The 14,193-nt window shown below is 66.9% G+C and carries 13 protein-coding genes; 5 read left to right on the plus strand and 8 right to left on the minus strand.

Features of this window, described 5'->3' with window-relative positions; all coding sequences use genetic code 11:
* Positions 1–52 precede the first annotated feature (52 nt).
* Positions 53–463, plus strand: coding sequence for a DUF2267 domain-containing protein (locus ACOQFL_RS18365; protein ID WP_435545417.1), 411 nt, complete (start codon positions 53–55; stop codon positions 461–463).
* A 94-nt stretch (positions 464–557) separates the two neighbouring features.
* Here ACOQFL_RS18365 and ACOQFL_RS18370 read toward each other — a convergent pair whose 3' ends face one another.
* The gene (locus tag ACOQFL_RS18370) at positions 558–1,352 is read right to left on the minus strand and encodes a DeoR/GlpR family DNA-binding transcription regulator (RefSeq protein WP_435545418.1); all 795 of its coding nucleotides are present in this window, start codon (positions 1,350–1,352) and stop codon (positions 558–560) included.
* A 187-nt stretch (positions 1,353–1,539) separates the two neighbouring features.
* On the opposite strand from ACOQFL_RS18370, the gene fdxA reads away from it, so the two are divergent.
* The 4 genes from fdxA (at position 1,540) to ACOQFL_RS18390 (ending at position 6,297) form a co-directional block, all read left to right on the plus strand.
* Positions 1,540–1,863, plus strand: coding sequence for a ferredoxin (gene fdxA / locus ACOQFL_RS18375; protein WP_435545419.1), 324 nt, complete (start codon positions 1,540–1,542; stop codon positions 1,861–1,863).
* Positions 1,864–2,041: 178 nt separating this feature from the next.
* Positions 2,042–4,525 carry a WS/DGAT domain-containing protein gene (locus tag ACOQFL_RS18380; protein ID WP_435545420.1) on the plus strand — a complete coding sequence of 828 codons (2,484 nt, stop codon included), beginning with the start codon at positions 2,042–2,044 and terminating at the stop codon, positions 4,523–4,525.
* Entirely contained in the window at positions 4,522–5,445 is a 924-nt protein-coding gene (locus tag ACOQFL_RS18385; protein ID WP_435545421.1) for a DMT family transporter, read from the plus strand. The genes ACOQFL_RS18380 and ACOQFL_RS18385 overlap by 4 nt, the downstream gene beginning before the upstream one ends.
* Positions 5,446–5,544: 99 nt before the next feature.
* Positions 5,545–6,297 carry an SDR family NAD(P)-dependent oxidoreductase gene (locus tag ACOQFL_RS18390; RefSeq protein ID WP_435545422.1) on the plus strand — a complete coding sequence of 251 codons (753 nt, stop codon included), beginning with the start codon at positions 5,545–5,547 and terminating at the stop codon, positions 6,295–6,297.
* 63 nt (positions 6,298–6,360) lie between these two features.
* Here the strand turns inward: ACOQFL_RS18390 and ACOQFL_RS18395 are convergent, their stop codons facing one another.
* The 7 genes from ACOQFL_RS18395 to hpnD form a co-directional block, all read right to left on the minus strand.
* Entirely contained in the window at positions 6,361–7,131 is a 771-nt protein-coding gene (locus ACOQFL_RS18395) for a VC0807 family protein (RefSeq protein WP_435545423.1), read from the minus strand.
* A 115-nt stretch (positions 7,132–7,246) separates the two neighbouring features.
* Complete coding sequence (gene hpnH, locus ACOQFL_RS18400; protein ID WP_435545424.1) at positions 7,247–8,248, minus strand: adenosyl-hopene transferase HpnH; 1,002 nt, start codon at positions 8,246–8,248, stop codon at positions 7,247–7,249.
* Positions 8,249–8,265: 17 nt separating this feature from the next.
* On the minus strand, positions 8,266–8,877 hold the full coding sequence (locus ACOQFL_RS18405; protein WP_435545425.1) for a phosphorylase family protein: 612 nt from the start codon (positions 8,875–8,877) through the stop codon (positions 8,266–8,268).
* Between the two features lie 9 nt (positions 8,878–8,886).
* Positions 8,887–10,812: a squalene--hopene cyclase gene (gene shc, locus ACOQFL_RS18410; protein WP_435545544.1), complete on the minus strand. Its 1,926-nt coding sequence runs from the start codon at positions 10,810–10,812 to the stop codon at positions 8,887–8,889.
* Between the two features lie 104 nt (positions 10,813–10,916).
* A complete protein-coding gene (locus ACOQFL_RS18415; RefSeq protein ID WP_435545426.1) occupies positions 10,917–11,927 on the minus strand; it encodes a polyprenyl synthetase family protein in 1,011 nt (336 codons plus the stop codon).
* Positions 11,928–11,930: 3 nt separating this feature from the next.
* Positions 11,931–13,286, minus strand: coding sequence for a hydroxysqualene dehydroxylase HpnE (hpnE, locus tag ACOQFL_RS18420; protein ID WP_435545427.1), 1,356 nt, complete (start codon positions 13,284–13,286; stop codon positions 11,931–11,933).
* The gene (gene hpnD / locus ACOQFL_RS18425) at positions 13,283–14,167 is read right to left on the minus strand and encodes a presqualene diphosphate synthase HpnD (RefSeq protein WP_435545545.1); all 885 of its coding nucleotides are present in this window, start codon (positions 14,165–14,167) and stop codon (positions 13,283–13,285) included. The genes hpnE and hpnD overlap by 4 nt, the downstream gene beginning before the upstream one ends.
* Positions 14,168–14,193: the final 26 nt, after the last annotated feature.

The raw sequence follows: 14,193 nt of genomic DNA on the forward strand, positions 1-14,193 counted from the left end.
ACGAACCGAGCACGAACCGCTGAACGATCACAGCAGGCGGAAGGACTGGAGGATGACCCACTCGGAACCGGCCGGTCCGACCATGGCCGGCTTCCTGGAGCAAATTCGGCACCGGGCCGAGTTGCCCGACGACACGGAGGCCGACCGACTGACGCGTGCCTCGTTACACGCGCTTTCCGAGCGACTTGCCGCGGGACAGCTCTACGATTTCGCTCCGGCACTGCCCCCGGAACTGCAGGAAGAGCTGCACCGGTTCGGGGGCCAGGCGGTCGCCTTCGACCAGGAGACCTTTCTCGAGCGGATCGGCGGTGAGATCGACACCGTCGATCTCGATGTGGTGGAACGGCGGGTCGAGGCGGTGTTCGCAGTGCTGCTGTACTGGCTCCCCGGGGAGGAGGTCGAGGACACCGTCGCGCAGCTCCCTCCCGATCTCGCCGAGATGTTGCGCTCCGCGGGCGGGTAACGCGCCTCGGTAACGACGGTGGGCACTCTTCGAGCGTGTCGGTTTGCCGCGCGCGGGGCTCACTCCGAGCCGGCGTGGTTGCCCGAACACAGGGTCAGACGTTTCCGGTGGGAGCCACGGCCACATCGATCACATCACCGGCGGCGGCGAGCAGTTCGGGGTCGACCCCGTCGTCGACGACGAGCTTGTCGTAGTCACCCAGCGGAGCCATGCGGTGCAGTGCCTTGCGTGGCATCTTGCTCGAATCCATCAGCAAGACGCTGGTGGCCGCCGCGGCGAGCATGGCCCGTTTGACCTGCACCAGCTCGTGCTCCTGGTGAAAGGTCATCGTCGCGTTCATCGCCGAGGTGGACACGAAGGCCATGTCCACCGACAACGCTCCCACCGCTTCGATACAGGGCAGCCCCAGGAAGGAGTCGTGGGTGGCCGAGTAATTGCCACCGAGGCAGATCAGGTGCACGTCGGGCAGGGACTTGAGCTCCTGAATGACGGGCAGGTAGTTGGTGGCGACCGTGAGCGGCCCCACACCCCCCAACAGCCCGGCCAGCGTCAGCGCGGTGGTGGAGTCGTCGAGCAGGATGGAGGCGCCGGGTTCGACCAGCCGCAACGCCGTCCTGGCGATCGCGTCCTTGAGTTCCCGGTTGGCTCCCATCCGGTACTCCGAGCTGCCCTCGAAGACGGTGGAGGGTTGTGCGGAGACCCCACCGTGAAACTTGCGCAGCAGCCCGCGCCTGGCCAGTTCGTCGAGATCACGGTGCACGGTCATCAGACTCACGCCTACGAGATCGGCGAGTTCGGCCGCGCTCGCGGAACCACGTTCCAGCACGTAGTCGACGAGCTGCTGCTGACGCTGCTCCCGCGAACGCGCCCCTTTGGATGTCCTGCTCATTCCTCACGCTCACTCGAGGGCACCCCGAAGACCGTTCGACGGCGGAGCTGCCCGGAATCCCGACCCGGACAACGTATCAATCGCGCCCCCCGATCCCGGTGGTCGATCTCCGATCGGCATCGAACACGCCATTTCCGGGTACGCGTAGCGGGCGGAATCGCTTCCTCGCGGCACGGGAGAGCTCCTCGTGACCTACGTAATTACTCAGCCGTGTGTGGACGTACTCGACAGGTCCTGCATCGACGAATGTCCGGTGGACTGCATCTACGAGGGAGAGCGGATGCTCTACATCCATCCCGACGAGTGCATCGACTGCGGAGCGTGCGAACCGGTGTGCCCGGTGGAAGCCATCTACTACGAGGACGACGTACCGGAGGAATGGGCCGAATACACCACGTTCAACGCCGAGTTCTTCGATGTGACGGGACTCGGTTCACCCGGCGGCGCCGCCGGGGTCGGCAGGGCGGGACACGACGTGACCCCTGTGGCGGAGTTACCGCCGCAGGACTGATCCGTTCCGGACGGAACGGCGAAACTTTCGCGACTCACTGCTACTTCCTGATCGCCAAACGTGTCCAAGGGCGATACGGTCTTGCGGAGAAGGACGGTGCGTGCTTCCGGTGAGTCGCCCGGTAACAGCGCCGTTGCCCCCATCACGAGAGATCGAGAACACGGAAGGACTTTGGCCGGTGACCTCCCACCACCCGAACGGTCGCTCCCCGGAACGAGTACTGCTGGTCAGTGCCGATATCGGTGAGGGGCACAACGCGACGGCCCGTGCCGTCGAGGAGGCGGCGCGGCGGCTCTGGCCCGGATGCGAAACAGCGCGTCTGGACACGTTACGGATGATGGGCCCGGGGGTCGGACCACTGTTCCGTTGGATCTATGTACGAAACGTGGAGTCCACCCCGTGGTTGTACGACCTGTTCTACGAGGCGCTGTGGCGATGGCGTTGGTTCGCCACCGCTTCTCGCCGTTTCGTGGGCGCCTGGGTCGGACCACCGCTTCGCAGGCGAATCCGACAGTGGGAACCGGACCTGGTGATCTCGACTTATCCGATGGCCACAGCCGGGCTGGATCGGCTACGTCGCCGGGGCGAGCTGGAAAAACCGGTTTCGGCCGTGATTTCGGACTTCTGCCCGCACCCGTTCTGGGTGTACCCGGAGATCGATCTGCACTACGTGATGAGCGAAGCCAGCCTGCGAGCACTGCACCGTGCGCAACCCGACGCCACGGCGGCCGTGAGCGCACCTCCCGTCTCGGCGGAGTTCCGTCCTCGTGACAGGGAGGAGGCTCGGCGGTCACTGGGCATGCCGACCGAGGGGTTCCAGGTTCTGATCGCGTGCGGCTCCCTGTCGTTCGGTTCGGTGGAACGCGCCGTGGACGCGGCGCTGGCCGAACCCCACGTCGACCGGGTGATCGTGGCGTGTGGCCGTAACGAGCAGCTGCGTGCGCGCCTCGCGGAGCGTGACAGCACCGAGCGGAGATTGTTGCCGCTGGGTTGGTGCGACGACATGCCGGGCCTGACGGCCGCGGTGGATGTGGTGATCTCCAACGCGGGAGGCGCCACCGCGTTGGAGACCATGGCCTGTGGCCGCACGGTGCTCATGTTCGAACCGATCGCCGGGCACGGTCGAGCCAACGCGGAGCTCATGGCACGAGCGGGCCTGGCGGAACTGTGCCCGACCTCCGAATCGCTGTCGGCCACGCTGCACGAACTCACCAGCGGTCCCGAACGACTGCGACGCGCCGAACAGCGTGTCCTGGGACAGGCCACGGCGGGTGAGTTCACCGCGCAGGTGGCCGCCCTGGCCGAACTGCCCAGGCACCGCGGCGCACGCCGGTTGCGCTCCTCCGACCGTTTCTTCGTGCACGCGGCGGACGCGGTAGTACCCCAGCAGACCGGTGCCGTGCTGCGACTGCGGGAGGCGCCCGAGGAGAGAACCGCCGAACAGTGGGCGGGCCACCTTGCCGAGCTGATCGAACGACGTGCCCGCTCGCTGCCGATGCTGCGCAACACGCTGGTCCAACGGGGCGCTCACGGCCCGCGATGGCACACCGTTCGGTATATCGAGCCGGGGCGGCATCTGGATCACCGCACCGCCCCGGAACGCGACGAGGCACTACGGGAGTTCTTCACCGCCGCGATACCGACGGATCGCCCTCCCTGGCAACTGAGGGTGTTGCGCACGGACACCGAAACGTTGCTCCTCGCGAAGTTGCACCACGCGCTGGGTGACGGCATCGCGATCACGAACACCCTGGTGCGGTTGCTGCGTGACAGCGGCGACGAATGGGAATGGGATTCGACGCCCCCGCGCGACGAACGGAAAGCCGCGGGGGCAGCACGCCGTGCCCTCGCCTCCCGGGGGCGTACCGCGCTGACCGTGGCGCGAGGGCTGTGGAAACTGGCCACGGCGGGACCGGCGCCGCGAAGCCCGCTGGACGGGGACAGCACCTCCGGCCGGGTGTTCGACACCGTGGAGCTACCCAACAGCGAAGTACGCGCACTGGCACGCGCTCGCGGGATCCCCAGCAGTGTGCTGCTGATCGGTCTGACCGCCGAGGCGCTGCACCGTACGCTCGCGGAACGAACCGGCACCACCCCGGGACAGCACGTGCGGGTGATGGTGCCGCGTACCACACGTTCACCTCGGGAAGCATCGACGGCGGAGATGTTCGGGAACCACACCGTGGCGGTATCGGTGGACCTCCCGGTTGGCCCCATGGAACCGGAGCAGCGCTTGCGTGAGGTGGCGGAGCGCCTGACCGCGGGACAACACGACGGGCAACCGGCCGCGGCAGGCATCGCCATGGCGGCGCTGGGGCTGCTTCCGACGCCGCTGCTTCGGCCGCTGGTGCGGACGATCTATCAGCGCCGGTTCTTCAACGCGCTGGTCTCCGCCATGCCGGGGTCACGTCGCCCGCCACGGGTGTGGGGGGCGCTGGTGGCCGAGGTACTGCCGATCCTTCCGCTCGCCCCCGGTGTCGGAACGGCGATAGGGCTGATCAGCTGGGGCGATACGGTGGGTGTGGGAATCACCGCCGACGCTCGGCTGGAGTGGCTTCCCTCCGGGTTGCGTGAGCAGCTGCGCTCCTGCTTTCAACAGCTGCAGGGCCCGCCCGACTCCACTCCACGGCCGGGAACCACCCGTGAGGAAGCGCAACGTTGACCGCGACGGGGGGTTGGTTCGCGATAGCGGTTCCGGCGGCGCTGCTCGGCGCCGCGAGTTTCGGTATGGCCAGCGCTGTACAGCAACGCGCCACCAAACAGGTTCCCAGTATCCGGACTCTCAACCCACGCCTGTTGCTGGAGTTGGTACGCAAGCCGATATGGCTGGCCAGTGTCGGCACGGTCATCGTGGGCCTGTCCCTGCAGGTCGTGGCGTTGGCCTACGGCCCGTTGATGTTGGTTCAGCCGCTGCTGGTGACCAGCGTGCTGTTCGCCGCCCTGCACGCGGCCTGGCTGGCACACCGCAAGCTGGACCGGATCGTTGTACTGGGTGCGCTCGGGTGCATGAGTGGTCTCGCCGCTTTCCTGCTGCTGGCGCGCCCCGCGGGAGGCGACGAGACCATAGAGCCGCAGGCGATCCCGCTGGCGGTACTGCTCGGAGTGATCACCGTGATGTGCCTGCTGGCCGCCTCGCGTTTCCCCGGCGAGATCCGGGTGATCGCACTGGCACTGGCGACCGGGGTGATCTACGGAGTGACCGCTGCGCTGATGAAGGTGGTGGCGAGCCAGTTTCGCGCGGGTGGCTTCGTCGAACCGTTCCAGCACTGGGTGCTCTACGCGGTGTGCCTCGTCGGCCCGTGTGGTTTCCTGCTGAGCCAGAACGCCTTTCAACAGGGAAAACTGATCTCTCCCGCGCTCGCTGTGATCACCACCGTGGACCCCCTGGTGGGGGTGGCGATCGGAATCGGCTGGTTCGGAGAGACGGTGGTTTCCACTCCCGCCGTGCTGTGGGGCCAGGCAGTGGCCGCCGTGGCGATCATCGGCGGAATCGTGTTGCTCACGCATCGGGGTGAGGCGTTGCGGCGGGAAATCGAGAACAACGAGTCCATCGGTAATGGTGGAACAGTGACCTGGGGATAACCACTCCCCGACCGAACACGGGACCGCCGGGTTCACACCCGCGCGTTCCCGCCCCAACCACCGACCGCGGCCGGCAGAACACGTAAGGCAGGTGAACGAATGCGGTTCCGTCTCGAGGGACGAACGGTGCTGCTGACCGGTGGATCCTCCGGGATCGGCGCGGCCACCGCGAGGTTGCTGGCGCGACGGGGGTGCGAACTGATTCTGGTTGGCCGCCACGAACGTGGGCTGCGACACGTCGGGGAGATGACCGGAGCGCGGACGTTGACGGCCGATCTCACCTTGTCCGAAGAGCTCCCCCGGGTGGCCGACGCGGCGGCCGGGACGGACGTTCTGATCAACAACGCCGGAATCGGCTGGGCCGGGGAGTTCACCACCATGCCGAGCGAGCATGTCCACCGGTTGCTCGCCGTGAATCTGGCGGCCCCGCTGGAGCTGACCCGCCTGCTGCTGCCCGATATGCGGCAGCGTGGCGGTGGACACGTCGTTTTCGTGTCGTCGATCGCCGCCGTAGGAGTGCGCGACGAGGCCGTCTACTCGGCGACCAAGGCGGGACTGCGTGCCTTCGCGACCGGGGTACGGCACGAGATCGGGGATACCGGTGTCGGAGTCACGACCGTACTGCCCGGGGCGGTACGCACTCCGTTCTTCCGGCGACGCGGCAGGGCTTACGAGCGCGGGTTTCCCCGGCAGGTCTCGGCCGAACTGGTGGCTTCCCGGATCGTGAAAGCGATCGAGCAGGGCAGCCAGGAGAGCTACGTACCTCGTTGGCTGGGTGTGGCCTCCCGGCTGCAAGGGGGTATGCCCGGCACTTTCAATCGGCTCAACGCAATGTTCGGCGGTGACCGCTGATCGATCGCGAGGTTCCGACCCCCCCGGCAAGAGTTCGGTCGTGGGGTTCGGGACGTGTTGAACTCAACGCACACCACTGCCGAGTGGGTTCCAGAGCGGTCGTAGCACGTTGGACCACAGCCCGGGGGCCCCGTTCCCGATCCGCAGTCGAATGCCGTGACCACGCAGCTCCCTGCGGAACCACAACAACGAGACGAGAGCTGCCGAAGCCACGAGTCCATAGGACCCGATGGTGCTCACCAGCAGGAACTGCCCCACCGTGTGCTCGGCGAGCATCCAGAGCGCGGCGACCCCGTTGGCGATGAACACGGCGGCCCACAGCAACGAAACTCGACGGAAGAACCGGCGCAGTACGGCGTGGCCCATCAAGGCGGGCGGAAAGACGCAGAAGTCGTCGGCCAACCGTGCGAGGAAGGTTCGTTCGAACGGCAGCGTGGCCAGCAGCGCGGCCGCTATCAGGAAGTTCTGCAGGCTCGGCTGCAGGAAGTACAGAAAAGCGCTCTGCGAGAGCAGGCCGACAACTGTACGCACTGCCAACAGTGCCGTGGTCAACAGCAGCACCGCGGGGATCCGCGCGCGCAGTACCAGTCGGCAAACCACTGCCGCCAGCGCCCATCCCAGTGCCGCCAGCAGTCCTCCCGTCAGATCGGTCAGTTGCAGCAGCAGGTAGAACAACCCCAAGGGCGCGAGGGTGGTCTCCAACAGCTTCTTGCCCGCGTGCGAAAGATGAGTCCGGAGCCCGTCCAGCTGGACGGTCGTCGGATTGTGCATGTTGACCTCACGCGGCGCGTGCGGGATCGGGGTACCCCGCACCGACGCCGTGGACGGTTGCATCGCGCTGTTGAGAATGCGACGAGCCGCGCGATGGACTTCGTATCGGGTGTCATTATAGCCCGGGGTCACAGCGCTACACCGCAGCCGGTGACCACGGACACACCGTACAGGCGGCTCAACCGCGCATCGCCCGCAGCGATTCCCGTAGCGACCCCATCGTCGCCATCACCGCGGTGGGTTCGTAGCCGCAGTGTGCCATGCAATTGGCGCAACGGGAATCTCTTCCTCTACCGTAGGACTCCCAGTCGGTCTCCTCGATCAGCTCACGGTAGGACTGTGCGTAGCCGTCCGCCATGAGGTAGCAGGGGCGCTGCCAGCCGTACAGCGAGTACGAGGGGATCGCCCAGGCCGTACAGGCGAAGTCACGCTTGCCCTCGAGAAAGTCGAGGAACAGCGGGGAGTGGTTGAGCCGCCACTTCTTGCGCCTCCCCTCGGCGAAAGCCTTCTTGAAAAGTTCCCTGGTCTCCTCGACCCCCAGGAAGTGCTCCTGGTCGGGCGCCTTGTCGTAGGCATACGCGGGGGAGAGCATCATCTGGTCGACGTTGAGCTCGTCGTTGAGGTAGTCCAGCACATCGATGACCGTCTTGGGCGTGTCGGTGCTGAAGAAGGTGCTGTTGGTGGTCACGCGGAAACCGCGACGCTGGGCGTCCTTGATGTTGTCCACCGCCTGCGCGAACACTCCCTGCTTGCTCACCGAGGCGTCGTGCCGTTCCTCCAGCCCGTCGATGTGCACTGCCCACGAGAAGTAGGGGGAGGGCTCGATCTTGTCGATCTTGCGCGGCATGAGCAGCGCGTTGGTGCACAGGTAGACGAACTTCTTGCGTTTGACGAGTTCGTGGACGAGTGTCTCGATCTCGGGATGCATCAGCGGTTCACCGCCCGCGATGGAGACAACCGGTGCGCCGCACTCCTCGACCGCGGACAGTGCCTGGTCCACCGGCATCCGCTGTTTGAGCACGTTGGCGGGATGCTGGATCTTGCCACAGCCCGCGCACGCCAGGTTGCACGCGAACAGCGGCTCCAGTTCGAGGGTCAACGCGAATTTCTTACGCCGCAGCATCTTTTGTTTGACCAGGTAGGCACCAACCTTGGCGGCCTGGCGAATCGGGATACCCATTGCGGCACCTCTCTGCTTCAGCGAGAACGGACAGTATCCAGCGAACCGGGTCCCGCCACAGCCTCGGCCCAGCGAAGCAGCGGGAGACCGGTAGCGCGTAACCGCCGCAGCGCCCCGGACAGCCGAGCCGGCGAGCCGGGGCCCAGCAGCGGTTGTCGGCGGGTGTCGAGTACGACACGCACGATCACAACGGGGCGGTCCGATACCGCTGTCGCCAACACCTCCGATTCCATGTCCGCGACAAGCGCACCGCCCCGTGCCAGGGCGGCACGCTCCGCACCGAGAACCAGCCGCTCGCTGGTCAGTACCGGACCGAGCCACACACGCAGCCCGAGGTCACGCAGCCGGTAAGCCAACAGCTCGGGACGGTGGGAGTGCCTGCACGCACCGCTCACCAAGCCGCCCACCTCGGTTCCCACTACCACGTCACCACTGCGCAACCCCGGACTGAGTCCTCCCGCCAACCCGGCCACGGCCAGCGCACCGAATTCGCGCCCGGGGAGGTCGGCCGCCGAGCGAGCACTGCGTCGGTGGCCGTATCCGGTTCGCCACACCCGGTTCCCGCCCAGCGGGCGCAACGCGCGGGCCTCCACTCGCAGCGGGGTGCATACGAGCAGATCCGATGTCATGGCGAGCACCTATTCGGCGTGGACGGCTTGTCGGTATCGCCCGAGAGCGGTTACCGGGAAGATCTGCCGGTAGAGGTGGTAGTTGATGTAGAAGTCACCCGGGAAACCCGTGCCGGTGAACTGCGGTTCCGCCCAGCTGCCGTCGGCCCGTTGCGTGTCGGCCAGAAAAGCGATGCCGCGCCGCACCGGATCAGTGTCGTGACGTCCCAGAGCCAGCAGTGCGAGCAGGGCCCAGGCGGTCTGCGAAGCGGTCGAGTTCCCTTTCCCGATCCAGGCGGAATCCGTGTAGGAACGCAGATCCTCACCCCAACCACCGTCCGGGTTCTGCCGCTGCTCCAGCCAACGGGCCGCGCGGGTGAGCGCGCAGTGCTGTGCCGACAGCCCGGCCTCGACCAGGGCGGGAACCACGGCTCCCGTACCGTAGAGGTGGTTGGCTCCCCAACGGCCGTACCAGGAACCGTCGTTTTCCTGCTGTTCGAGCAGCCACCTTGTGCCGTCGCGGACGACGCGGTCGTTGGCGTCCCCGAGCTGGGCCAGGGCCTCCACCACGTGCGCGGTGACATCAGCGGAGGGAGGGTCGATGACCGCCCCGAAGTCGCAGAAGGGCAGCTTGTTCACCAGCCAGCGCGTGTTGTCGGCGTCGAAGGCCGCCCAGCCGCCACCGCGGGACTGCATACCGCGTAGCCAGCGTCTCCCCCTGTCGACGGCCGCGGCGATGCGGTCCTGCTCGACATGGCCGGTACGGACGAAAGCCAGCAGCACTTCCGCGGTGTCGTCGATGTCGGGATAGCCGTCGTTTTCGAACTCGAAGGCCCACCCTCCCCCACCGGGTAGTTCGGGGCGTCGTACCGCCCAGTCCCCTCGGACGGTGATCTCTTCGGAACGGACGAACTCGACGGCGTTACGAATCGCCGGGTCACTGTCCGGCACCCCGGCATCGTGTAGCGCCTGGATGCTCAGCACGGTGTCCCAGACCGGCGACTGGCAGGCCTCCATTCTGCGGAGACTGCCGTGTTCCGAGTCCTGCCGAACCAGGAACCCTTCCAGCCCCCGAACACCCGCGCGCATCACCGGGTGGTCGAGCTGATAGCCGAGCAGGTTCAGGGCGAGCAGGGAGTAAACCCAGGGCGGTTGAATGCCTCCCCAGGAACCATCGGCTTCCTGCCTGGCCACGATCCATTCGGCCGCCCGCCGCATGGCCTGGCCGCGCAGCGCGCGGATCGGGTGCCGTTGATACACGTGCAACGCCCGATCCAGTCCGTTGAACACGGACTCCCAACGGGAGGTTCCGGCGTTCTCGCGCACCCGCCCCACCGGGCGCGTGCCGGTACGCAGCTCGGCGGTCTCGACTCCCAGTTCACGCCGGGGACGCAGGGCGCTGACTATGGTCAGCGGGACGATGGTCTGGCGTGCCCAGCAGCCCCAGTCGGCCAGGTTCAGTGGTACCCAGCTCGGCAGCATGATGATTTCCGGCGGCATGGCGGGGAGTTCCTCCCACGGCCACTGGCCGAACATCGCCAGCCAGATGCGGGTGAACACACGGGTTCGTTCGATGCCGCCGCAGCGCCGAATCCAACGCCGCGCGGCGACCATGTGTTCCGCGTCCACCTCGTCGCCCGCGAGTTTCAGGGCGATGTAGGCTTCCACGGTCGTGGAGAGCTCTCCGGGGCCATCGTGAAACGCCGCCCAGGTACCGTCCGCGCGCTGCTGGGAGCGAATCCAACGTGCCGCGTCGGCGGTCTCCGCCGAGGTCCGTATCCCGAGGAACTGGCGCAACATCAGGTCCTCGGCGTCCATGGTCACGTTGGTCTGCAGTTCCCCCTTCCACCATCCCTGCTCGTGCTGCAGCCCCAACAGGTGATCGCTGCCGGCTCGGAGGGCCTCCTCCCAGGAACGTCCCTGCTGCGGAGGTACCGAGGTTCGCTCGGAATCGATGTCCGCCGCGGACGGCTGCGGCGGGGGAATCGTCTCGGTGACGGGTCCGTCGGCTCGGGGTTGGTCGGCTTGACGGATGTCGCCGTTCTGGCGCAGCGATCCGGTCACTGGTTCCTCCGGAGAACGAAATCGGCGAGTTCGGTCAGTCCTTCGGTCGTTCCCTGACACCCGGCATCACGAAGCTGCCGGTGAGCGGCTGTCAATCTGCGTTCCGTCTCGGCCCGGGTCCATTCCTCCGAGCCCGCCGAACGCAGCAGTTCCGCCCCTCGAAGCACTTGGGCCTCGGTGGGTTCCTCCGGTTGTCGGTACAGCTCGCGCAGCCACAGACCGGCGTCGGTGTCCGAATTGAGCGCGTGCACGACCGGCATCGATTTCTTGCGGGAACGCAGGTCGGAAAGCACCGGCTTTCCGGTCTCCTCCGGATCCCCCCAGATTCCGAGCAGGTCATCGACGAGTTGGAACGCCATCCCGAGTTCGAATCCGAAACCACGCAGTCGTCGGACGGTGTGTTCGGAAGCTCCCGACAGCAGAGCACCGAGGGCGCAGGAGCACGCGATCAGCGCGGCGGTCTTGCCCGCCACCATACGCAGACACTCATCGAAGCCGACCTCGGTACGCTGCTCGAAGTCCAGATCCGCCGCTTGTCCCGCGATGAGTTCCCGAACGGTGCCCGAGAGTTCACGAGCCGCCCACAACGCCCGTGGCGAGTCGGCTTCGAGCAACACGCCGTTGGCGAGTCCGAGCAGCGCGTCCCCCGCCAGCAGCGCGGCGGACCGCCCGAACACGGTCCAGGCGGTGGGGCGGTGTCTGCGGGAGATGTCACCGTCCATCAGGTCGTCGTGCAGCAACGAGAAGTTGTGCACCAGTTCAACGGCCACCGCCCCGCTACAGGCACTGTGTTCGTCGCCGTTGGCGGCCCGCGCCGACAGCAGCACCAGCGCCGGACGCAACGCCTTGCCCGGTCGGTTGTCCTCGGCGCCCTCGGCATCGATCCAGCCGAAGTGGTATTCGCTGACCCTGCGGGTGTCCGGATCCAATGCGGCGACGGTGTGACGCAACTGCGTGTCGATGGACTCCCGGGCGCTGGACAGCGCGGAGGGCATTGTCACTGTCATGCCTCACCTCCACGCCACATCGCTGTGGCGGTCGACGGTCCCGCTGACGACGCGTGCCGCGGTGTTTCCACTTCGTACAGCCCCTTCGAGGGTGTCCGGCCATCCGGTGTCGGTCCACGCGCCTGCCAGTACAAGTCCTCGCTCGGCCGTGCGCGCGGCCGGACGTGACGCTCTCGCTCCGGGGACGGGTCGAAACGTGGCCACGGGCTCTCTCGTGACGAAGAAATCGAGTATTCGCGCCTCTCGGGCGGCGGGAAACAGTCTTCGCAACTCAGGTAGGTACTGCTCACGCAGTCGTGCGGAACGCTCCTTCACCTCCTCGTGGGCCGCGGACAACGAAATCGCCAGATACTGGCCGCGGGGCGCGTCGGCGGCTTCCGTTCGGTCGAACAACCACTGCACCGGGGAGTCCAGGGCGGCGGCCATGGGCAGGGCGGTCACCCTACGATCGAAATGGGCGTGCACGTTCACGATGGGCGCGCGCGACAACGTGGTGAAATCGGCAACGACGGGTGAGCGCCGGTCCGCCAGCAGTTTGGCAGCGGCGGGATGCGGGACGGCGAGGACAACCGCGTCCGCGGTCAGTTCGTACTCCTGCTCGGCACTCACCCGTACGCGGTAGTCACCCGGCTCGCCGGATATCTCCGAGGCCTTGTGCCGCGTCAACGACAGTACCCCTGCCTCGGACAGTTTCCGCTGAGCCGGTTCACCGTGCACTTCGCTCAACGGACGACGGATCACTCCGATGTCGCCTCCGGTGGTGGTGTCCAACATTCCGGTGCGAAATACTTTGACCGCCTGGGCCAGCGATGCCTCCTCCGGCTGGGAGTTCAGCGCCGCGACGCAGAACAGTCCCCACAACGTGGCCACGGAGCGGTCCGATTCGCCACGGGAGCGCAGCCAGCTCCCGAAGTCGGTGCGTTCCAGGGCCGGATCGTCCGGATCCAGTCCGCGCAGTGCCAGCGCCGTCCGCGCCGCGGTGAGCCGTTGCCGTGGGGACAGCGCACGATGCCCCCACAGCGCGGGCAACAGGTGTCCCGGTGCGGGCAGCTCGGTGCGCCGCAAGGTCCAGCCGGGACCGTGCGGCGTGATCACGGGGACACGGAATTTCGGTTGGACCCGTACTCTGTCGAAGGTGCCGAGACGTCGCAGCAGCGCGAGGTACTCGGTGTAGCAGCGCAGAAAGACGTGCTGTCCGGTGTCCACGGTGAGCTCGCCCCGGGAGAACGAGTAAGTGGCTCCGCCCAACCGGGAACGCGCCTCCAACAGGGTCACGTCGAAACCGGCGTCACGACAACCGAACGCGGCGGAAACACCGGCCAGACCACCCCCGATGACCACTACCCGACCACGGGTCATGATTTCAGCCCCGCCAGTGAACGAGCCGCGACGACCATTTTCTGCCTACCCGGCAACGTGACCCTGCCGCGAGTCACAGCCGAGGGGTCATCCGCGATGTGCCGCAGCAGCTCGTGGTATATCCCTGCCATCGCCGCGCAACAGGCGCGGCTGCGGTGATCGAGCAGGGGGAGCAACCGCAGCCCCTCGGAGTACCACCGTTCGATTCGACGGGCCTGGAAACGCACCAGCTCGTTCAGGGCACCGCGTGAGTCGGTGAACATCCCCCGCGAGTCCAGTTCGAGTGAGACACCGAAACGACGCAGATCGTCGGCAGGCAGGTAAACACGGCCGCCGCGACGATCCTCCAGCAGATCGCGCAGGATGTTGGTCAGTTGCAACGCCACTCCGAGGGCGTCGGCTCGCTGGGCGGCCAGACCGGTGACCTCGTGGCCGAAGACCCCCAGCGAGAGTCGCCCCACCGACCCGGCGACGCAGCGGCAGTAGTGCGTGAGTTGTTCGAAGGTCTCGTATCGAGTGCCCTGCACGTCGGCCTCGCACCCGTCGATGAGTTCGTGGAACGCCTCCAGCGGCACGGGCAACCCGCGGGTGGCGTCGGCCAGTGCCACCAGTACGGGATCCTTGGCGTTCGGACCGACATCGTCGAGATCCTGTCGTGCCTGTCGCAGGCGTAGCAGCTTCTGCTCGCTCGACAACGAGCCGTCTCCGATGTCGTCCACCCTGCGGGCGAAGGCGTACACGGCGGAGAGCGCGCCGCGTTTGACCGGAGGAAGCAGGCGGATGCCGTAGGAGAAGTTGCGTGCCCGGGTTCGGGTGACCCGTTCGCAGTACCGGTAGGCGTCGCGGACACGGTCGTGTTCGAGCCCCGCCGAGGACGACACCGAGAGCCGGACCCATTCGGAGAGGA

The organism is Actinopolyspora sabaoui, assembly GCF_051225635.1.
Taxonomy (GTDB): Bacteria; Actinomycetota; Actinomycetes; order Mycobacteriales; family Pseudonocardiaceae; genus Actinopolyspora.

Coding starts and splice junctions, on each gene's coding strand:
- ACOQFL_RS18405 (WP_435545425.1), bottom strand. CDS start 8,877: ATGACATCGGATCTGCTCGTATGCACCCCGCTGCGAGTGGAGGCCCGC.
- ACOQFL_RS18365 (WP_435545417.1), top strand. CDS start 53: ATGACCCACTCGGAACCGGCCGGTCCGACCATGGCCGGCTTCCTGGAG.
- ACOQFL_RS18415 (WP_435545426.1), bottom strand. CDS start 11,927: ATGACAGTGACAATGCCCTCCGCGCTGTCCAGCGCCCGGGAGTCCATC.
- ACOQFL_RS18370 (WP_435545418.1), bottom strand. CDS start 1,352: ATGAGCAGGACATCCAAAGGGGCGCGTTCGCGGGAGCAGCGTCAGCAG.
- hpnH (WP_435545424.1), bottom strand. CDS start 8,248: ATGGGTATCCCGATTCGCCAGGCCGCCAAGGTTGGTGCCTACCTGGTC.
- ACOQFL_RS18390 (WP_435545422.1), top strand. CDS start 5,545: ATGCGGTTCCGTCTCGAGGGACGAACGGTGCTGCTGACCGGTGGATCC.
- ACOQFL_RS18395 (WP_435545423.1), bottom strand. CDS start 7,131: ATGCAACCGTCCACGGCGTCGGTGCGGGGTACCCCGATCCCGCACGCG.
- hpnE (WP_435545427.1), bottom strand. CDS start 13,286: ATGACCCGTGGTCGGGTAGTGGTCATCGGGGGTGGTCTGGCCGGTGTT.